This window comes from Mesorhizobium sp. M1004, assembly GCF_040318795.1.
GTDB lineage: Bacteria > Pseudomonadota > Alphaproteobacteria > Rhizobiales > Rhizobiaceae > Mesorhizobium.
In genome coordinates, this window is record NZ_JAMYNB010000001.1 from 390,924 (window position 1) to 411,264 (window position 20,341).

Below are 20,341 nucleotides of genomic sequence, written 5' to 3' on the forward strand. Positions count from 1 at the left end.
TCGCGCGAAAACTTCCCGCCGGATCTGTACTTCAAGGGGCTGTTCGACTGTTCGAAGGGAAGGTCCCGGAGAAACTCAGATTTCGCTTTCCGTCGATGCGAAGGATGCTACTAAAAAAAATTCGAGATGCTCTTGAACTCATTTGGGGCGCCTCCTAATTCGATTTCCGCCAAGGCCATAAGGCTCGGCAAAAAATGGCGGCGCCGCACGGGGCGGCGTCCTTGTACCCATGTTGCTTCAAGGAGGATGTGGCTATGAGAACCTTTGATACCCTCTATCGGACCACCGTCGGTTTCGACCGGCTTTTCGACATGCTCGACAGCGGCACGCGTCCGGACTGGCCGCCCTATAACATCGAGAAGGTCGACGAGAACGATTACCGTATCTCGATGGCCATCGCAGGCTTCAGCCAAGATGAGGTTGAGCTGACCCAGCATGGACCCGAACTGGTCGTGGTAGGCCAGAAAGCTGATGATCAGAGCGGACGCCAGCTGCTGCACCAGGGCATTGCCTACCGCAGTTTCAGGCAGACGTTCAAGCTTGCCGACCACATGAAGATCAAGGCAGCCAAACTGGAGAATGGCCTCCTCTCGATCGACATTGTCCGCGAGATTCCCGAAGAGCTGAAGCCGCGCCGCATCAGCATCGGCGTGGGCGACACGCCAACGGCCGCCACTCAGATCACGCAAGACACGGACCGCGCGCGTAAAGCCGCGTAATCCTGTCGATCTGTCACACTTTGAACTGCGGGTCCGCCTCCCGGTTCCGGCCGGGAGGCTGTGATTGCGGAGAAACGAAGATGATCACTGCAGGACCTACTGGCGCGCCTCTGTCGCGCGCCTGCAGTTGGCCTGGACCGCGCAAACCATGAAACTCAATGGTTCGTTCAATTTGGAGGATCATATGAACGATCGGATGTTTGACAGCGCCGTTTTCGTGAAAAGCGGCGACAACCTTGTTCAGGAAATCACGTGTCTCGAGGACGCTCTGGAGTTCCTCTATGAATGGCCGAAGGACAGGCGCGGCCCCATTCACCAAACCGCATTGCGGGCCTGCCAGCGAGCTTTCGATAGCGATTATCCGCTTTCCGCAGCCAGAGACGCGTTCAGCGGTTTTGCGAAAGCAGCCAGAATCCTTGAGGAAGTATCCACGACAATGCCGTGGATGATGGGCAGAGGTGGCGAAGGCGGAGGAGTGACTGCCTAAAGCGCGTCGCGAAACGGATTCATGCGACACGCTTTAAGTCTTTGTTTTGATGCATGTCGTTGTCCCAGAACGGCGGCATACTTCTGGGTGACATGCATTAGGAAAGGAGGTCATGATGCTATCGAAACCTTTTGAAAAGCCAGTCCGGGTGTGGGTGGGATTGGGCTTTCCCCGCCAACTCAACACGGTCGCAGATGCCTATCAATTCGCAGCCGAATGGTGTGGCAACAGCCCGGAGCAGAGAGCTGCTATTCGCGCTTGCAAAGCCGCTCTGATTGGTGATGTGGAACCCGAGACAGCACGAGGCGTCTTCGTCGCGTTCGCTCGCAAGAAGGATATTCTTATGGAGGACGGCATCGAGCCTGCGCCTTCAAGGACGCTAAGCCCGCACCACGTCTAAAGCGCGTCGCGTTTGAACGGACTCAGACGACGCGCTTTAGGTCTTTGTTTTTATGCATGTCGTCGTCTCAAAACCGGGGCCACTTTTGAGCGCCATGCATTAGAATGTCCACAAACACGAGGCGGCTGCCACAAGCGGTGGCCGCCTTACCGGCTAAGTCGTCGAAGGGGTGCGCCAAAAACGGGCTTGGCTAAGTTATTGAAAGGATGGTGGGCGTGACAGGGATTGAACCTGTGACCCCTGCAATGTCAATGCAGTGCTCTCCCGCTGAGCTACACGCCCATCCGAAGCCGCGCATACACCATTTTTGGTCCAGCGCGTCAATAGCCGGAAAGGGAAAGAAAGGCTCGTTTTGTCGCGCCGCCGACGAAGCGGCGAGATCACACTGTGCGTGCTTCAGGCGGCCTGCAGCATTTTTTCGACCTCGTTGACGAGATCGCGCAGGTGGAAGGGCTTGGACAGCACCTTGGCGTCTTTCGGCGCCTTGGAATCGGGGTTGAGCGCGACGGCCGCGAAACCGGTGATGAACATCACCTTCAGGTCGGGATCGATCTCGGTGGCGCGGCGGGCGAGTTCGATGCCGTCCATCTCCGGCATGACGATATCGGTCAGCAGCAGGGAGAAAGGTTCTTCGCGCAGCCGCTCGTAGGCGCTGGCGCCATTGTCAAAATCGCTGACGTGGTAGCCGGCCCGCTCCAGTGCCTTGACCAGGAACCGGCGCATGTCGTCGTCGTCTTCCGCCAGCAGAATGCGTGCCATCTTGTCCCGTCCGAATCACCCCAGCCAAGCCTGCCGTCCGGCAAGCCCGTTAACCATCCTGTATATGAGGAGCTGACGGTAAACATCAAGTGAACGTTGGCGGCATTAATCCTGATTTGACGGGGTTCCTGACATGCCGAAATGCTGGACATGCGGCCGATGAGGTGGCAGTTTCCCATCATGATGCATTGCTGTTTCCGGGTTCGTTCAAATTGACGACGGCAGCCGAAGATTTTTCGGTCGTTCCACCCTTCGAAATCCGATCGGGCGCCGAGCAGCGCGTTCCCTTCGTCTTCAACTCACCGCATAGCGGCCGCTATTATCCAGACCGCTTCCTGGCCATGGCGCGGCTCGACCGGAACGCCATCCGCCGCTCCGAGGATTGCTATGTCGACGAGCTGTTCGGCAGCGCGGTGGCGCTGGGCGCGCCGATGCTGGCGGCGAATTTTCCGCGCGCCTATCTCGACGTCAACCGCGAACCCTGGGAACTCGACCCGCGCATGTTCGCCGAGCCGGTGCCGTCCTTCTGCAACATCCGCTCGGCGCGCGTCGCCGGCGGGCTCGGCACCGTGCCCAAGCTGGTGGGCGAGGGGCTCGACATCTATTCCGGCCGTCTGCCGCTGGCGGAGGCCGTCCAGCGCATAGAGGTGGTCTACAAACCCTATCACGAGACGCTGAAGCGGCTTTTGACCAGAACCCATGCCAGGTTCGGCTATGCCGTGCTGATCGACTGCCATTCGATGCCGGCGAGCATCAGGGTGGGCGACAGCGGCCTGCGGCCGGATTTCATCGTCGGCGACCGTTTCGGCATCTCGGCCACGGCGGCCCTGACCGAGACGGCGATCGGCCTGCTCATCGGCATGGGCTACACCGTCGCGCACAACAAACCCTATGCAGGCGGCTTCATCACCGAGCATTACGGCCGGCCGGCGCGCCATCTGCATGCGCTGCAGATCGAGGTCAATCGCGGCCTCTACATGAATGAGCGGACGTTCCAGAAATCGGCCGGCTTCGATGCGCTGGCCGACGATATGGCGCGCTTTTCGGCCGACCTGATGGCGATGCCCGACCACCACTTCGTCGACCTGCCGCTGGCCGCCGAATGACGCCGGAGCGGCGGCTGTTCATGCAATCCCGCGCTGGCCATCCCGCAGCGTAAAAAAAGACCGCATCGTTTGCACGACACGGTCGAAGTCTAGGGAGGAAACGCCCAAGGAGGGCATGGACAGGAAAACCTGTCCGAGAACAAATTTATTGTGCGATGCACAAATGTCAATCGATCCCACGCTTTTTTAATTCACTCTGATGTGAAAATGCGTTTCGATGGTCCCGATGTGTGACATTTCAGCAACGCTGATGTCTCTGATAAATCGATAAACCGGCTTGTTTTGGCGGGAAAGTGCCGGCAGACCGGGTTTGGCACTCTGCAATGCGGGAGAATCACGTGGACATCAGCATCGATTTCATGCGCCGGATCGCGCAAGCGGCGGCGGCTGAAACCCTGCCGCGTTTCCGCGCACAGGGCGCGGTGGCCAACAAGGAAAAAGGCAGTTTCGACCCGGTCACCGAGGCCGACCGCGAGGCCGAGCGCGCCATCCGGGCGCTGATCTCGGCTGAGTATCCCGATCACGGTATCCTCGGCGAAGAACATGGCAGCGAAAACATCTCCTCAAGGCATGTCTGGGTGATCGATCCGATCGATGGCACCCGCGCCTTCATCTCAGGCTTGCCGGTGTGGGGAACGCTGGTCGGATTGACGGTCGACGGTGACGCCGTCGCCGGCATGATGGCGCAGCCCTTCACCGGCGAGCTGTTCTACGCCAACGCTTCCGGCTCCCACTACGAAGGCCCCGGCGGGCCGCGGAAGCTGTCGACCCGCAAGAGGACGAAGCTTGACGAGGCGACCTTGTTCACCACCACGCCGGCGCTTTTCAAGGGCGAGGCGCGCACCCGCTACGACGCGTTCGAGAAACAGATCCAGCTCGCCCGCTACGGCGCCGATTGCTACGCCTTTGCCATGATTGCCTCGGGCAGCGTCGACATCGTCGCCGATCCCGGATTGAAACCCTACGACATCGTGGCGCTGATCCCGATCATCGAAAAGGCCGGCGGCGTCGTCACCACATTCGAGGGCGGTCCGGCGGAAAAGGGCGGCGACATCCTGGCCGCCGCAACGCCGGAGCTTCACGCGGCTGCAATGGCAGCCTTGCGCGGCTGATAGTCGACCCGATCAGCGCGGCTTGATCGAGCGCTGGAATTCCGCCGGCGTTCGCCCGTAGACCTGCCTGAACGCTGAGCTGAAATGACTGTGGCTGGAGAAGCCGAGGTCCAGGCCGAGCGTGGTCAGATTGTCGTAGCGGCCAAGCAGGTCGAGCGCGCGCGCCAGCCGCAGGCGCAGATGGTAGCGATAGAGCGGCATCGCCTCGACCTGCTGGAAAACCTGCGTGAGATAAACCGGTGATACCCCGACTTCAGCGGCGATCTCGGCCAGCGTCCAGCGCCGCGAAAGATCCGAGGACAGGACGAGCTTGGCGCGGTCGACCAGCTTCTGCCGGCCAGCGCTTGCGCCGGCGGCATGCGAGGTGCGCTCGCCGAGGGAGCGCCGCACCAGCGTCAGCGCCAGGGTTTCGGCCTCCAGCGTTTCGGCAATGTTGCGGCTCAGGCTGTGGCGCAGCACCGCCACCAGCGCCTGAGCCCGCGGGTCGATGCGGCGGCGCTGACGACGAAACGCCACGGCGCTGCCCAAGCGCAACTGCTCCTTCGGCGTCAGCTCCTGCATTTGCGCCTCCTCGACAACGAGATCGAGGCAGGAATCGCCACCCTCGACGGGATGGCTGATCCGGTAGCCTTCGGCGTTGTTGAAGAACAACAACTGGTTGGCTTCGGCGACCGCATCGTTGCGGCCGACATGGCGCACGAAGACGCCGCGATAGGGAAACACAAGATGCGTGGCAGCGGTGCACTCTTCTTCGCTCTTGTGCCGGCATTCGCCGCTGCAGAGGACATCCCTCACCCTGACGGTGCCGGTGTCCAGAAGCGTCTGTACCGTGAACTGCGACATGGTGAGCTGAGACATGGCCGTTGCATTCTACCCTTGCGCCGAAAGCTGCTCCGGCACATTAGGCGATTGGCTTGTCCAAACCTGTCAGGAGACTTCACCTGTCGGGCCCTTCGTAACGGCCATGGCTCAGTCCCACAAACGGCGCATGTATTCGCAGTGAGCGTCGCTGCGCGACAGGCCGATGTCCTTGAGCTGTTCGTCGGTCATTTCGAGCAAGGCAAGGCGGCTTCGGCGCCTTTCCAGTTGACGGCCGATCCAGTTGGCCGCCGCGATGCCTTGTGTCCGCAAGGACCGCCGGAACGTCGCGGTTTGAGTTGTCGGCTGATGTGCGAGGCATTGCGCCGCCGCTGCATGATCGGGGCGCATCGCTCAGGCTTCCCCGTTGCCGGCCACTGATGCGCCGGCCACTGAGGCGCCGGCTTCGTTCAGCGCAATCGCGCATTCCTCGCAGCAGACCTCGACGGTCTTGCCGCCGACCTTGACGCGGATCGAGTTGGCGTCCAGCTGGCAATCGCAGGCAGCGCAGGTTTTCTCGGTCATGACGTCATCCCCTTGGCGTTCAGTATGCGGAGAGATGAGCATTCCGGGGCGGCACCGGCTGTCAGAATCTTTAGCTCTTTGGGTGCTGCCGGCGCTGCTCCTGACAGAAGGCTGTCAGCAGGCGCAAGCTCAAGGCGCCGCAACATGCAGCGCCGGCGGCATCAGGCTGTTGGGTCGTCGTTGCCGGGTATGAAGGCGTCGAAGGCGGCGAGCAACTGCTCGCGATAGACATCGGCCTCCTGCAGGATCTCGTGTTTCGAGCCATCGATCATCAGCAGCGAGCCGAGGCGCAGACGCCTGGCATAGGCTTCCACGGCCTTGGTCGAGACGACCTGATCGGCGCCGGCGGCGATCATCAGCAGCGGCACCTGGATCCTGGCCATGAAGTCGGGCTCACTGATGGCTTCGCCTGCCTTGATTGCCGCCTGCAGCCAGCGGATCGTCGGCCCGCCGAGCGCCAGTTGCGGATAGTGCTCGTAGATCTTCGTGTTGCGCTGATAGCGCCCGGGGTCCGATGTCACCTTGTTGAGGGCGAAGGGCAGGGTTTCCCTGGGACGCGGACCCCAGGCGGCGTAGAGCCGGCCGAGGCCGAGAAAGCACAATATCGAGCAGACGCGGCGCGCGGTTTTTGCCGACACGGGCGAGTCGGGCACCGTCAGGAAAGGCGCAATCAGCACCATGCGACGCACCCGGTTGACCATCGACGGCGCCGCGAGCAGCGCGATCACGGCGCCCATCGAATGGGCGAGGATGTAATACGGGCCGCGGCAGTCGGGCAGCACGATATCCTCGAAGAACTGTTCGAGGTCGCCGGTGTAATCGTAGAAAGAGCGGACATAGCCGCGTTGCGGATCGGCGATCAGCCGGTCGGAATCGCCCTGGCCGCGCCAGTCGAGCGTGGCGACGCCGAGGCCGCGGTCGGTCAGGTTGCGGATGGTTTCGAAATACTTCTCGATGCACTCGTTGCGGCCGGGCAGCAGCACGACGGTGCCTTTCAGCGGCCGGGTGACCGCGGCAAACAGGCCGTAGCGGATCTTCTTGCCGTCGCGCGTGGTGAAAAAGCCGCCGGCGACATTTTGCGGCGGCGGATTGCCTGGCGTGGGATGGAAGAGATCCGTCATTAGGCGCTTGCGTCTTCGTGGTGTCTCACCCGGCAGGGCGTCGGCATGGTGATAGACGCCAATGGATGAAAAGCAAAGGGAGGACGCCAAGGGGGCGGACGAACGACAAGCAAGGCCGGAAGCAGCCTGCGGCGGCGTGCTTCCGGCCTCTGTCGATCCGGGAGGAAGGGACGTTACACCCGGTCGGCCTCGTCGCGGCGCTTTCATCCGGCGCCGCCTGGTTCTTTATCGTGGGGCACTCTAGCGCCGGCCGGCTGAACGGGCGCCGAAGCGGCGGTTCATCTGCCGTTCATCGACGCCTCGATTGGCGCTCTTCAAAAATCCTTGAAATGCGCTTTTGCGCTCCCCAAATGTCGGATGCAGCCGCCGATGTCGGGGCTGCTGGTCCACCCGAAACGCCTTTCCAGGGTTTCGCACCGGCCACACGCAAACATGTTGCTCAACAGGAGAACACCTCATGCGTCACGTTGATTTTTCCCCGCTCTATCGCTCGACCGTCGGCTTCGACCGCCTGTTCACCATGCTCGACTCGCTGGCCCAGCCCGATGGCGCGCAGACCTATCCGCCCTACAACATCGAGCGCACCGGCGAGGACGCCTATCGCATCTCGATGGCGGTTGCCGGCTTCTCGGACGAAGAGATTTCGATCGAAGCCCACCGCAACGTGCTGACCGTCAAGGGTGAGCGCAAGGAAGAGGGCAATGGCGAAGGCTCCGAGCTGCTCTACCGCGGCATTGCCTCGCGTTCGTTCGAGCGCCGCTTCCAGCTTGCCGACCATGTCGAGGTCGTCGGCGCCACGCTGAAGAACGGCCTGCTTTTCGTCGACCTTAAGCGCAACATCCCCGAGGAGCTGAAGCCGCGCAAGATCGCGATTACCGCCTCTTCGGCCAACGCCAAGCAGATCGAGGCCAAGAACGCCGCGTGATCAAGACGGCGGCGTCACAACGCCCAAGGTTAAAAGCGTTTCCTCCCGAGACGAAAGCGGCGCCGCGAGGCGCCGCTTTTTTTCGCCGCAGCCTCTGTCACCCCAACCGAAGAGTTCTGGCTCTTTTGCGGCGGGCGCCGTCTTCCCATGAAGGGCGATGTCTGATCTCTCGGCTGATTTTTCCCTGGCCCTAACGGCAACCATTGCGGTGACCTTCCTGCTGGCCGGCATCGTCAAGGGCGTTACCGGTATGGGACTGCCGACGTTGGCGATGGGGCTGCTGGGCACAATCATGCCGCCGGTCGCCGCGGCTTCGCTGCTGATCGTGCCGTCCTTCGTCACCAATATCTGGCAGCTGTTTGCCGGCCCGAGCTTCGGATGGATCCTCAGTCGGCTGTGGCTGATGATGGTCGGCATCGTCGCCGGCACGCTGGCCGGCTCATGGCTGCTGGCCAGCGACAATGTCAAATGGACGACGGCCGGCCTCGGGGCGGCGCTGATCGTCTATGCCGTCTATACGCTGCTGGCGCGGCAGTTGACGGTTCCCGCGTCAGCCGAGCGCTGGTCGTCGCCCATCGTCGGTTTCCTTACCGGCATCGTCACCGGCGGCACCGGCGTGTTCGTCGTGCCCGCTGTACCTTACATTCAGGCGCTGGGCTTGAGCCGTGACGATCTGATCCAGGCGCTCGGCCTGTCCTTCACCGTGTCGACGATCGCGCTCGCTGCCGGCCTTGCCTCGCACGGCGCGTTCCAGGTCGGGCATGTCGCCATGTCGTCGCTGGCGGTTGCGCCGGCCTTGCTCGGCATGTGGCTCGGACAGTTGCTCCGGCAGCGGATCAGCCCGGCGACCTTCCGGCGCTGGTTTCTTGTTTTCCTGATCTTGCTTGGCCTCGAGCTTTTGGCGCGGCCTTTCCTTGCTTAGCGATCGGTGCCGGTTGCGAGAACGGCCTCGACGTTTTGCCGGTGGACGGGCTCGTACAGCGCGAAGTACTCGACCGCGCCCGTGGCGAACATGTCGGCGCCGCAGGTTTTCAGATCCTGCTTCGCAAGATCAGGCTCACGCCGGCAGCGAAGCAGTTTTTGAACGTAGGCTTGCGTCGCGGCGATGAGGCCTTTGTCGTAGCCGCCTCGCTCAATCGCTTCGAGCGAGCCGTGATTGGGCAAGATGCGGTCTATCGACCAGCCGGCCATGCGTTCGAGATCGACCAGATGTTGCGCCAGCCGATCCGCCTCGCTGACATAGGTGATCGGATCCTCGAGCGTGTCGCCCGCCAGGAGCAGGCCGGTTTCGGGCATGAACAGCACCGTGCCGTCATGGCTGTGGATTTCGACCTGACGCAGTTCGACGGCGATCGATCCAACGGCGAGGTCAAGACTGCCTGCGAAGGTCCTGTTCGGCAGCACGAGAGGCTTGATCGGTGGAACACCGCTTTCGATCTCAGCCCGGTTGTTCGCGAGCGCCGAGGCGGTGAGCGTGTTGGCGATAATCTCGCAATCCTGAAACACCTCATTGCCGGCAATATGATCGTCATGCCAGTGGCTGAGCACGACCCGGATCGATGTTGCGCCCATGTCTTCGAGCGTCTGCCTGATGAAGCGCGCGTGAGGCAGCGAAATATGCGTGTCGTAGACAAGCGCCTGCGAACCATCGACGATCGCATAGGTGCAGATGCCGAGGGCATAGGCGCCGTCGTCCAGCCAGTTCGGCTCGTCCGACCAGGCGCGAACGCCGTCAACGCGGCCATCATAGAAGCCGAGCACGTTTGGCGCCGGGCGAACCAGCCGCATGGTTGAGCCGAGAGGTGGCTTTGTCATTGACGCGGTCTCGCGGGTTCAGGCGATCATCTGGCCGAAGCGATCGACCTCATCTGAAGTCGTGGCAAAGCTGGTGACGAAGCGATAGAGCAACTCGTCCTCGCCGACATGGCCGTCGAAGCCGTGCGGCCTGTGCCAGTCGTAAAAGGCTGCGCCGACGGATTGCAGCCTTTCGGCTTCCGCCTTTTTCATCACCGCGAACACCTCGTTGGCCTGCGGCAACCAGGCGAGCTTCGCCGTTGCCGAATCCTCGATCGCAGCCGCCAGGCGCGCGGCCATGGCATTGGCATGACGGGCCGTGTCCAGCCACAGGCCGTCCGTGAAGTAGGCGTCGAACTGCGCTGCGATGAAGCGCGACTTGGAGAACAGCTGTGCGGCGCGCTTGCGCAGGAAGGACAACTCCTTGGCGCGGTCTAGATCGAACAGCACCACCGCTTCGGCGCACCAGCAGCCGTTCTTGGTGCCGCCGAACGAGACGATATCGACGCCGCGCTTCCAGGTCATTTCGGCCGGCGTCGTCTCAAGCGCGACCAATGCGTTGGCAAAACGGGCGCCGTCCATATGCAGCGGCAGGGAAAAGCGTTTGGCGATCTCCGAAATGGTGGAAATGTCGTCGAGCCCGTACACTGTGCCGACTTCGGTCGATTGGGTGATCGAGACGGCCGTCGGGCGTCCCCAATGGACGATTTCGGGTGCGAAACGGGCGACGGCCCGTTCAAGATTGTGCGGGTCGATCTTGCCCAGGGCGCCCTCGACAGCATGGAGACGCGAGCCGCCGCTGAAATATTCCGGCGCGCCGCATTCGTCCTCGATGATGTGCGATTCGCGGTGCGCAAAGGAAATGCCGCCGGGCTTGTTGTAAGCGGCCAGGGACAGCGAGTTGGCCGCCGTGCCGGTAGCGACGAAGAACACCGCGACCTCGCGTTCGAAGATCTCGCTGAAACGCTGGTAGACGGCGCGGTCGAGATCGCCATCGCCATAGGCGGTCGAAAAGCCGCCGGCGTTGGCTGACAGCCCGGCGGCAATGTTGGAATGGACGCCCGCCCAGTTGTCGGATGCAAAGAACATCAGGAAAGTCCCTGTCTGGTTGAGAAAGTCTGGTTGCGACAAGAGCGCGACCATGGCCGTTTCGGGGTTTGACGCGCAAGGGCCAAGGGCTGAAAAAGCGGTAAAGCCAAAGGCGATCACGAAGGAGTGCCGGGACCGAAATTTCGTTTCGACAGCGCCCGACGTAATTTTCTGTCGCCAAACGTCCAAGAATTTGGTGAATCGGTCTTGTATACGCCCAGGATTTCTGACATAAAAATTTAGGACAGTAGTGCTGTCTTATTTTGTCGCACAAGTCAGGCTGGACTGGCGTATCATTTGGGCCACTCCGGCCGTTGCCGCGAGCGACGGGTAGACGGCTCGGCTGGGGCCTGTACGATACCGGATACGAACCGGCGGTGCACCGCACGGTCCGCCAAGGATTTCGAAAAGACGTGCCGCAAGATGAGAGCGGAAGCCAGTCGCTTCCCAAGGTAGACCAGCGCCCCAAATGCTAGACGTGCAAGGGGCCGGAACGGAGGACAGGACGATGACGGAACTGACGCCATCTGCGATTATCGGCCAGGCCGCGCAGACGAAAGCGGCAGCCGTTAAAAATACCGTTCTGACCAAAGAAGGCCAGACCACCAACGGCCTGACCACCAATGGCATGGCCGCGCAGGGTCTCTACGATCCGCGCAACGAGCATGACGCGTGCGGCGTCGGCTTCATCGTCAACATGAAGAACGTGAAGTCGCACCAGATCGTCAAGGACGGGCTCTTCGTGCTCGAAAACCTGACGCATCGCGGCGCTGTCGGCGCCGATCCGCTGATGGGCGACGGCGCCGGCGTGCTGGTGCAGATTCCCGATCATTTCTTCCGCGAAGAGATGGCGGCCCAGGGCGTCGAACTGCCGGCGGCAGGCCAATACGGCGTCGGCCACTGGTTCATGCCGCAGGATGCGGCACTGCGCGCCCATATCGAAGAGATCATCGCAGAATCGGCGCAGTCAGAAGGGCTGCCGCTGCTCGGCTTTCGCGACGTGCCGGTCGACAATTCATCGCTGTCGAAGGCGCCCGATATTGCGGCCTCCGAACCGTTCCATCGCCAGGTCTTCATCGGCCGCACATCGGACATTCCAGATGACGAGGAATACGAGGCCAGGCTGTACCTGCTGCGCAAGGTGATTTCCGGCCGCATCTACGCCGAGAACAACAACAAGGATATCGGCGCCTACTGTGTGTCGCTATCGGCGCGTACCATCGTCTACAAGGGCATGTTCCTGGCCTACCAGGTCGGCGCCTATTACAAGGATTTGTCGGATCCGCGTTTCGAGACCGCGCTGATCCTCGTCCACCAGCGCTTCTCGACCAACACCTTCCCGTCATGGAAGCTCGCGCACCCCTACCGCATGGTCGCGCATAATGGCGAGATCAACACGGTGCGCGGCAACAACAACTGGATGGCGGCGCGCCAGGCCTCGGTCGATTCCGAACTGTTCGGCAACAACATCTCCAAGCTGTGGCCGATCTCCTATGACGGCCAGTCCGACACGGCGTGCTTCGACAATGCGCTCGAATTCCTGTTCCAGGGCGGCTACAGCCTCAGCCACGCCATGATGATGCTGATCCCGGAAGCCTGGGCCGGCAACAAGCTGATGGATGCCGATCGCAAGGCTTTCTACGAATACCATGCAGCGCTTATGGAGCCGTGGGACGGGCCGGCCGCGGTCGCCTTCACCGACGGCCGCCAGATCGGCGCCACGCTCGACCGCAACGGGCTGCGGCCGGCGCGCTACATCGTCACCGACGACGACCGCGTCATCATGGCGTCAGAGGCCGGCGTGCTGCCGGTGCCGGAGGAGAGGATCGTCAAGAAGTGGCGGCTGCAGCCCGGCCGCATGCTTCTGATCGACCTCGCCAAGGGCCGCATCATTTCCGACGAGGAGATCAAGTCGGAGATCGCCACCAGGCATCCCTACAAGACCTGGCTCAACAACACGCAGCTGATCCTCGAGGATCTGAAGCCGGTCGAGCCGCGCGCGCTGCGCAAGGATGTCAGCCTGCTCGATCGCCAGCAGGCTTTCGGCTACACGCAGGAAGACACCAAGCTGTTGATGTCGCCGATGGCGACCACCGGCCAGGAAGCGGTGGGTTCGATGGGCACGGACACGCCGATCTCGGCGATGTCGGACAAGTCAAAGCTGCTCTACACCTACTTCAAACAGAATTTTGCCCAGGTCACCAACCCGCCGATCGACCCGATCCGCGAGGAACTGGTGATGAGCCTTGTCTCGTTCATCGGGCCGCGGCCGAACATCTTCGACCTGGTCGGCAATTCGCGCCGCAAGCGGCTCGAAGTGCGCCAGCCGATCCTGACCAATGGCGATCTGGAAAAGATCCGCTCGATCGGCCACACCGAGGACCGTTTCGACACCAAGACCATCGACGTCACCTACGGGTCGAGCGAGGGCGCTGCCGGCATGCAGGGCGCGGTCGAACGTCTGTGCGAGCGGGCGGAAGCCGCTGTCGCCGGCGGCTATAACATCATCATCCTGTCCGACCGCCAGGTCGGTCCCGACCGTATCGCCATTCCGGCACTGCTGGCGACGGCTGCCGTGCACCACCATCTGATCCGCAAGGGTCTGCGCACCGCGGTCGGCCTGGTCGTGGAATCCGGCGAGCCGCGCGAAGTGCATCATTTCTGCTGTCTCGCCGGCTACGGCGCCGAGGCGATCAACCCCTACCTTGCCTTCGATACGCTGCTCGACATGCACAAGCGTGGCGAACTGCCGGCTGAGGTTGACGCCTACGAGGTGGTCTCGCGCTACATCAAGTCGATCGGCAAGGGCATCCTCAAGGTGATGTCGAAGATGGGCATCTCCACCTATCAGTCCTATTGCGGCGCGCAGATATTCGACGCCATCGGGCTGAAGTCGGATTTCGTCGAGAAGTACTTCACCGGCACAGCGACGCTGATCGAAGGTGTCGGCCTGGACGAGGTCGCGGCCGAGACGCTCAGCCGCCACACCGACGGTTTCGGCAACGATCCGGTGCTGCGCAACAGCCTCGAGGTCGGCGGCGAGTACATGTACCGCATGCGCGGCGAAGCCCATATGTGGTCGCCCGACGCCGTCGCCACCTTGCAGCACGCCGTGCGTCAGGGCTCGTGGGAGACGTTCAAGGAGTATTCCGCGCAGATCAACAGCGAGACGGCCCGTGCCCAGACCATACGCGGCCTGTTCAGGATCAAGCTTGCGGAAGAGACCGGCCGCAAGAAGGTGGCGATAGAGGACGTGATGTCGGCGGCCGATATCGTCAAGCGCTTCTCGACCGGGGCGATGTCGTTCGGCTCGATCTCGCGCGAGGCACACACGACGCTGGCGCGCGCCATGAACCAGATCGGCGGCAAGTCGAACACCGGCGAGGGCGGCGAAGAGGCCGACCGCTATCTGCCGCTGCCCGGCGGCAGCAAGAACCCCGAACGTTCGGCGATCAAGCAGGTCGCCTCGGGGCGGTTTGGCGTCACCGCCGAGTATCTCGTCAATTCCGATGTCATGCAGATCAAGGTCGCGCAGGGCGCCAAGCCCGGTGAGGGCGGCCAGCTGCCCGGCCACAAGGTCGACGCCACCATCGCCAAGGTCCGGCACTCGACGCCTGGCGTCGGCCTGATCTCGCCGCCGCCGCATCACGACATCTATTCGATCGAGGATCTGGCGCAGCTGATCTACGATCTGAAGAACGTCAACCCGGCGGCCGATGTCTCGGTAAAGCTGGTGTCGGAAGTCGGTGTCGGCACGGTCGCGGCGGGCGTCGCCAAGGCGCGCGCCGACCACATCACCATCTCCGGCTATGATGGCGGCACCGGCGCGTCGCCGCTGACCTCGCTCAAGCATGCCGGCAGTCCATGGGAAATGGGCCTTGCCGAGACGCACCAGACGCTGGTGTTGAACGGGCTGCGCTCGCGCGTTGCACTGCAGGTCGATGGCGGCTTGCGCACGGGGCGCGACGTCATCATCGGTGCGCTGCTCGGTGCCGACGAGTTCGGCTTCTCGACCGCGCCGCTGATCGCGGCCGGCTGCATCATGATGCGCAAGTGCCACTTGAACACCTGCCCGGTCGGCGTCGCGACGCAGGATCCGGTTCTGCGCAAGCGTTTCAAGGGCACGCCCGAGCATGTCATCAACTTCTTCTTCTATGTTGCGGAAGAGGTGAGGGGGCTGCTGGCCGAGATGGGCTACACCCATATCGACCAGATCATCGGCGACAGCGACCTGCTGGAGAAGCGCGAGATGATCCAGCATTGGAAGGCGCGTGGGCTCGATTTCGGCAAGATGTTCTTCAAGCCGGACGCGCCGCATGAGGCGGTGCACTGGACCGAACGGCAGAAACACCCGATCGACGATGTACTCGATCGCAAGCTGATCGAACTGGCGAAGCCCGCGCTCGAAAGCAAGCAGCCGGTCAAGATCGAGGTCGACATCCGCAATGTCGATCGCTCCACGGGCGCCATGCTGTCGGGCGAAGTCGCCAAGCGCTTCAGGCACAAGGGCCTGCGCGAGGACACGATCCAGGTGAAGCTGACCGGCACCGCCGGCCAGTCGTTCGGCGCCTTCCTGGCGCGCGGCATCTCGTTCGATCTCGTCGGTGCGGCCAACGACTATGTCGGCAAGGGCCTGTCGGGCGGACGCATCGTCATCCGGCCGCCGGAGGAGTCCAGGATCGTCGCGGCGGAATCGATCATCGTCGGCAACACCGTCCTCTATGGCGCGACCGAGGGCGAGGCCTATTTCGCAGGTGTCGCCGGCGAGCGCTTCGCGGTGCGCAATTCGGGCGTCGCCGCCGTCGTTGAAGGCGTCGGCGATCATGGCTGCGAATACATGACCGGCGGCATCGTCGTCGTCATCGGCCAGACCGGTCGCAACTTCGCTGCCGGCATGTCGGGCGGCGTGGCCTATGTTCTGGATGAGGCCGGCGATTTCGCCGCGCGCTGCAACATGGCGATGGTCGAGCTGGAGCCGGTTCCGGAAGAAGACGATCTGATGGAAAGGCTGCTGCATCATGGCGGTGACCTCGACCACAAGGGTCGCGTCGACGTCTCGGGCGACATGACCACCCATGACGAGGAACGGCTTTACCAGCTTATCTCGAACCACGTCCATTTCACCGGTTCGGTACGCGGCCGCGAGATACTCGACGACTGGACGACCTTCCGGCCGAAATTCCGCAAGATCATGCCGGTCGAATACCGCCGCGCGCTGATCGAGATGGAACGCATGCGCATGGGCGTGGCGGCGGAATAGGTTTTTCGACTTGCCGGGAGGCGCAGGCTTCCCGGCGGAACTTTCAGCGACAGTTTGACCTCGGATGCAAGGTTGCCACGGCTGCCTCAAGGGGTTAACGGGTGCGAAAACCGCACCATCTGGACAGCAGGAACTGGACTATGGGCAAGGTAACAGGCTTTCTCGAAATCGACCGGCAGGTGCACAAGTACCAGCCGGCCTCCGACCGCATCCGGCATTTTCGTGAATTCACGCTGCCGATGTCGGACAAGGAGGTCGAGAAACAGGCGGCGCGCTGTATGGATTGCGGCATCCCGTTCTGCCACGGGCCGACCGGTTGCCCGATCCACAACCAGATCCCGGACTGGAACGACCTCGTCTACAATGGCGACTGGGACAATGCGATCCGCAACCTGCATTCGACCAACAATTTCCCCGAGTTCACCGGCCGCATCTGCCCCGCGCCCTGCGAGGAAGCCTGCACGCTGAACCTCGAGGACATTCCGGTTGCCATCAAGACTGTCGAACAGGCAATCGCCGACAAGGCTTATGAAACCGGCCATATCCGGCCTTATCCGCCAGAGAAGAAGACGGGCAAGCGGGTCGCTGTCATCGGCTCCGGTCCGGCAGGGATGGCGGCGGCGCAGCAGCTTGGCCGCGCCGGCCACGAGGTCAGCGTTTATGAGCGTGAGAGCCGTCCCGGCGGGCTGATGCGCTACGGCATTCCCGACTTCAAGATCGAGAAGCACTATATCGACCGCCGCATCGAGCAGATGCAGGGCGAGGGCGTGACCTTCCATTGCGGCGTCAATGTCGGCGTCGATAAGCCGGTGGCAGAGTTGCTCGCCGGATACGATGCGGTGCTCTATTGCGGCGGTTCGGAATCGCCGCGTCCGGCCAACATTCCGGGCGACGATCTCGGCGGCGTCTATGACGCCATGCCCTATCTGGTGCAGCAGAACCGTCGCGTCGGCGGCGAGCCGATCCAGTCGGTGGCCTGGCCGTCGCATCCGATCATCGCCGGCGGCCAGCATGTCGTCGTCGTCGGCGGCGGCGATACCGCGTCCGACTGCGTCGGCACCGCCTTCCGCCAGGGCGCGGTGCGCGTCACCCAGCTCGACATCCGCCCGCAGCCGCCGGAGAAGGAAGACAAGCTTTCGGTCTGGCCTTACTGGGCGACCAAGATGCGCACCTCGTCCTCACAGGCCGAAGGTGCGGAGCGCGAATTCCAGGTGGCGACGCTCGAATTCATCGGCGAGGACGGCCAACTGACCGGCGTCAAATGCTGCGAAGTCGACGAGAAGCGCAAGCCGATCGCCGGCACCGAATTCGTCATCCGTGCAGACCTCGCCTTCATCGCCATCGGCTTTGCGGGACCGGCTGCCGCCGGCGTCGCGAAAGAGCTGGACGGTGAGATGAAAATCACTACCGACAGCCGCCGTTCCCGCAATGTCGAAGCCAACGATCGCGACTACAAGACCAGCGTCGACAAGCTCTACGCCGCAGGTGATGTGCGCCGCGGCCAGTCGCTGGTTGTGTGGGCGATCCGCGAAGGCCGCCAGGCCGCGCGCTCGATCGATGAAGCGCTGATGGGGTCGACGGTACTCCCCCGTTAACGATTGATCGCCGTCGTCGTATCCGTCGCGGCAGCGGCCTTGGGCGGCCACGAGAAGTCGTCGGCGCGGCCGGGCGAGGCCTCGGGCGCCTTGCCTTCGAGGATTAGTTTTTCGCCGGGCAGATCCGGATTGGCTTTCGGCGCCGCCGCCGCACCGAGAAGTTCGGTACCGCCGTCGAGCGCCGGATCGTTGAGCAGCATTGGAACGGTGCGGTCGACCACGATCGGGGCGGCGGGCAGCGACGGCGCCTCGACCGGGGCGCCGGCCGGTGCGGCAGCCGTCACCACGCTTCCCGGCGCTGCCAGGCCGAGGATCTTGGCCAGCGGCTTTTCGGTGTAGAAGGCGAGCTTTCGCTTGCCGGCTTTCGAGACGTTGATGCCGTCGTCGGAGCGCAGCCGCACGGCCTGGCCGTTAATGTCGGGGCCGGTCGAGACAAAGGCGCCGTTCTCGTCGACGAACCCATCCCAGACATCGACGAATTCGCCGCCGTTCTTCTCGGCAGCCGAGTGGTAGATGTCGTTGAATGCGAGCATGTCGGAGGTCATCTTCGGCGTCTTGAAGGCTGGCATGCCGACCCACAGATAAGGCACCTTGGTCGCCGCCAGTGCCTTTCCCAAGGCTTCGGTCCGGCGTTCGTATTCCTTGGTCCAGTTCTCGGAGCGCGGCTGCTCGCGCACATCGTTGACGCGCATCTGCTGGCGGTCGTTGGAGCCGAGCATGACGACGACCACGGAGGGTTTTTCGGTCTCGACCAGCGATTTGACCTGTTCGGGCCAATTGTAGACATCATCGCGCACGAAACCCGAAGAACCGTTGGCGCGCTCGACGATCCTGACGTTGGCATTGTCGGCAAAGGCTGTTTCGAGGCCTTCGGCCAGGCCGTTGGCCATGAAATCGCCGATCACCAGAACGACGCGGGCATCCGGTGTCTTCTCGACAATCGGAGCGGAAGGTTCAACGGGTGCACGGGGCTTCTTCTTGACCTTCGGCTTTGCCTTGCGGACGTCGAGCGGCGGCTCGATGCGTTCGCTGCGGCGCGGGAACAGAAGGTCGCGCAGCGACCAGCCGCGGTTCTGCGGTTGCTCCTGCGCCAAAGCCGGTGTGTGGAAACTGCCGGCGACCCCCGTCGCCAGGACGACGATGGCCAGAATGAGGATCGGCAAGCGGAAAACGATCACACGGATACGCGCTGCCGAAACCAAGCACCCTCTCCATCCCTTGGTGCATGGCCCTTGCAGGGGATCATGCACAGACCGATGCTACGGCATCCCTTGCGTCGCAAATGCAAGCTGCCGTCGCCGGCTCTATTTCTTTCTGAGCCATTTGAGCACTTCCATGCTCGGATACCCGTCCTGGGTCAAGCCGACCGTTGCCTGATAGGTCATGATGGCGGTTTTCGTGCCGTCACCGATCTTGCCGTCGAACTTGCCGTCGTAAAGTCCGTGCTGCGAAAGCCGCTTCTGCAACTCCTGCCTTTCCTCGAAGGACAGTTTGGTGAAGGGCCGCTTCCAGTCCTGCACCAGACCATTAGAGCCGGCGATTTCGTCGGCAAGAAGGCCGACGGCCAGGGCATATTTGTCGGCGTTGTTGTAGGCCTTGATGACGGAGAAGTTCTTGATCATCAGGAATGCCGGTCCGCCGCGGCCGTCCGGCACTTTCAGCGTCGCCTTGTCGGTTGCGTTCTTGAACGGCTTGCCATTGGCCCTGGCGACGCCGAGCGCCTGCCACTGCGCCAATGTCTTCGAGCCGGCCGGCAGTTTGCCCGCCGGAATGGTGACCTCGTAGCCCCAGGTCTTGCCGCCCTGCCAGCCATTCTTCTTCAGCAGATTGGCTGATGTCGCCAACGCATCGGGGATCGAATTCCAGATGTCGCGCTTGCCGTTGCCGTCCATGTCGACGGCATAATGCTGGTAGCTGGTCGGGATGAACTGGGTCTGGCCCATGGCGCCGGCCCAGGAGCCCATCAGGTGGCTTTCGTCGATGTCGCCGGTCTGCAGGATTTTCAGCGCGGCGACCAATTGGGTGCGGGCGAATTTCGAACGCTTCGGGTCGCCATAGGCGAGGGTTGCCAGCGAGCGGATGACATTGCGCATGATGTCGTCGCGCTTGAGGATCTCGCCGTAATTCGATTCCATCGACCAGATGGCGAGCAGGATGTAGCGGTCGACGCCGAACCTCGCCTCGATCCGTTCCAGCCACGGCTTCCATTTTTTGGCCATCTGCTGGCCGACGGCAACGGACTGGTCGTGGACGCGGTTGTCGAAATAGTCCCAGGCAGGTGCGGTGAATTCGGGCTGGGTGCGTGCCTTTTCCAGCACCACCGGGTCGGGTTCATTGATGCCCCGGAACGCCCGGTCGTAGACCGCGCCGGAAACGCCGCCCGCCACGGCCGTGGCGCGGAAGCCGGCGACCCATTGCCGAAACCCGGCATCGGCGAAGGCCGGTCCGGCCGGCATCAGCAAGGTGAGCGAGAGGCTGGCCGCCGTCAGCACGCTGGTAAAGAGTTTTGCGGCACTGCGAACGGACATATTTTCCCCTTTCTCTATCTCAGGAAAGACCATTCATCGCCGAACCGGGTTAGCAATTGGTTT

18 protein-coding genes and 1 tRNA gene are annotated in these 20,341 nt (G+C 62.6%); 9 read left to right on the plus strand and 10 right to left on the minus strand.

Annotated elements, in window-relative coordinates; translation table 11 throughout:
* Window positions 1-254: 254 nt before the first annotated feature.
* The 3 genes from NKH54_RS01910 (at window position 255) to NKH54_RS01920 (ending at window position 1,606) form a co-directional block, all read left to right on the plus strand.
* The gene (locus NKH54_RS01910; protein WP_023671192.1) at window positions 255-719 is read left to right on the plus strand and encodes an Hsp20 family protein; all 465 of its coding nucleotides are present in this window, start codon (window positions 255-257) and stop codon (window positions 717-719) included.
* A 64-nt stretch (window positions 720-783) separates the two neighbouring features.
* Window positions 784-1,206 (plus strand): DUF982 domain-containing protein, encoded by a 423-nt coding sequence (locus NKH54_RS01915; RefSeq protein ID WP_306413578.1) that lies wholly within the window; start codon window positions 784-786, stop codon window positions 1,204-1,206.
* Between the two features lie 112 nt (window positions 1,207-1,318).
* The gene (locus NKH54_RS01920; protein WP_245260022.1) at window positions 1,319-1,606 is read left to right on the plus strand and encodes a DUF982 domain-containing protein; all 288 of its coding nucleotides are present in this window, start codon (window positions 1,319-1,321) and stop codon (window positions 1,604-1,606) included.
* A 207-nt stretch (window positions 1,607-1,813) separates the two neighbouring features.
* Here the strand turns inward: NKH54_RS01920 and NKH54_RS01925 are convergent.
* Window positions 1,814-1,888, minus strand: a tRNA-Val gene (locus NKH54_RS01925).
* A 114-nt stretch (window positions 1,889-2,002) separates the two neighbouring features.
* The gene (cpdR, locus tag NKH54_RS01930; RefSeq protein WP_023671195.1) at window positions 2,003-2,365 is read right to left on the minus strand and encodes a cell cycle two-component system response regulator CpdR; all 363 of its coding nucleotides are present in this window, start codon (window positions 2,363-2,365) and stop codon (window positions 2,003-2,005) included.
* 164 nt (window positions 2,366-2,529) lie between these two features.
* Between cpdR and NKH54_RS01935 the strand changes: the two genes are divergently transcribed.
* Together NKH54_RS01935 and hisN are read left to right on the plus strand one after the other, a co-directional pair.
* On the plus strand, window positions 2,530-3,471 hold the full coding sequence (locus NKH54_RS01935; RefSeq protein WP_023683232.1) for an N-formylglutamate amidohydrolase: 942 nt from the start codon (window positions 2,530-2,532) through the stop codon (window positions 3,469-3,471).
* 338 nt (window positions 3,472-3,809) lie between these two features.
* Entirely contained in the window at window positions 3,810-4,583 is a 774-nt protein-coding gene (hisN, locus tag NKH54_RS01940; RefSeq protein ID WP_023671197.1) for a histidinol-phosphatase, read from the plus strand.
* A 12-nt stretch (window positions 4,584-4,595) separates the two neighbouring features.
* Here hisN and NKH54_RS01945 read toward each other — a convergent pair whose 3' ends face one another.
* The 4 genes from NKH54_RS01945 to NKH54_RS01960 form a co-directional block, all read right to left on the minus strand.
* A complete protein-coding gene (locus NKH54_RS01945) occupies window positions 4,596-5,426 on the minus strand; it encodes a helix-turn-helix domain-containing protein (protein ID WP_023728420.1) in 831 nt (276 codons plus the stop codon).
* Window positions 5,427-5,552: 126 nt separating this feature from the next.
* On the minus strand, window positions 5,553-5,792 hold the full coding sequence (locus NKH54_RS01950; protein WP_023686421.1) for a DUF1127 domain-containing protein: 240 nt from the start codon (window positions 5,790-5,792) through the stop codon (window positions 5,553-5,555).
* 3 nt (window positions 5,793-5,795) lie between these two features.
* Complete coding sequence (locus NKH54_RS01955) at window positions 5,796-5,966, minus strand: hypothetical protein (protein ID WP_353027636.1); 171 nt, start codon at window positions 5,964-5,966, stop codon at window positions 5,796-5,798.
* Between the two features lie 161 nt (window positions 5,967-6,127).
* Window positions 6,128-7,087 (minus strand): alpha/beta fold hydrolase, encoded by a 960-nt coding sequence (locus tag NKH54_RS01960; RefSeq protein WP_023691769.1) that lies wholly within the window; start codon window positions 7,085-7,087, stop codon window positions 6,128-6,130.
* A gap of 457 nt (window positions 7,088-7,544) precedes the next feature.
* Here NKH54_RS01960 and NKH54_RS01965 point away from each other — a divergent pair, with 457 nt between their 5' ends.
* Both NKH54_RS01965 and NKH54_RS01970 read left to right on the plus strand, forming a co-directional pair.
* Window positions 7,545-8,012 carry an Hsp20 family protein gene (locus tag NKH54_RS01965; RefSeq protein WP_023671202.1) on the plus strand — a complete coding sequence of 156 codons (468 nt, stop codon included), beginning with the start codon at window positions 7,545-7,547 and terminating at the stop codon, window positions 8,010-8,012.
* A gap of 157 nt (window positions 8,013-8,169) precedes the next feature.
* Window positions 8,170-8,934, plus strand: coding sequence for a sulfite exporter TauE/SafE family protein (locus NKH54_RS01970; RefSeq protein WP_023814617.1), 765 nt, complete (start codon window positions 8,170-8,172; stop codon window positions 8,932-8,934).
* Here the strand turns inward: NKH54_RS01970 and NKH54_RS01975 are convergent.
* Together NKH54_RS01975 and NKH54_RS01980 are read right to left on the minus strand one after the other, a co-directional pair.
* A complete protein-coding gene (locus tag NKH54_RS01975; RefSeq protein WP_023832924.1) occupies window positions 8,931-9,827 on the minus strand; it encodes an MBL fold metallo-hydrolase in 897 nt (298 codons plus the stop codon). The two genes, NKH54_RS01970 and NKH54_RS01975, sit on opposite strands and share 4 nt — an antisense overlap.
* A gap of 18 nt (window positions 9,828-9,845) precedes the next feature.
* A complete protein-coding gene (locus NKH54_RS01980; RefSeq protein ID WP_353027637.1) occupies window positions 9,846-10,895 on the minus strand; it encodes a threonine aldolase family protein in 1,050 nt (349 codons plus the stop codon).
* Window positions 10,896-11,403: 508 nt separating this feature from the next.
* Here NKH54_RS01980 and gltB point away from each other — a divergent pair.
* Window positions 11,404-16,155: a glutamate synthase large subunit gene (gene gltB, locus NKH54_RS01985; protein WP_353027639.1), complete on the plus strand. Its 4,752-nt coding sequence runs from the start codon at window positions 11,404-11,406 to the stop codon at window positions 16,153-16,155.
* 140 nt (window positions 16,156-16,295) lie between these two features.
* Window positions 16,296-17,750, plus strand: a complete 1,455-nt coding sequence (locus NKH54_RS01990) for a glutamate synthase subunit beta (protein ID WP_023671207.1) — start codon at window positions 16,296-16,298, stop codon at window positions 17,748-17,750.
* On the opposite strand, the gene NKH54_RS01995 is transcribed toward NKH54_RS01990, so the two are convergent.
* Both NKH54_RS01995 and NKH54_RS02000 read right to left on the minus strand, forming a co-directional pair.
* Window positions 17,747-18,952, minus strand: coding sequence for an SGNH/GDSL hydrolase family protein (locus NKH54_RS01995; protein ID WP_023695706.1), 1,206 nt, complete (start codon window positions 18,950-18,952; stop codon window positions 17,747-17,749). The genes NKH54_RS01990 and NKH54_RS01995 overlap by 4 nt on opposite strands.
* Window positions 18,953-19,054: 102 nt before the next feature.
* The gene (locus NKH54_RS02000) at window positions 19,055-20,278 is read right to left on the minus strand and encodes a lytic murein transglycosylase (protein WP_027049819.1); all 1,224 of its coding nucleotides are present in this window, start codon (window positions 20,276-20,278) and stop codon (window positions 19,055-19,057) included.
* Window positions 20,279-20,341: the final 63 nt, after the last annotated feature.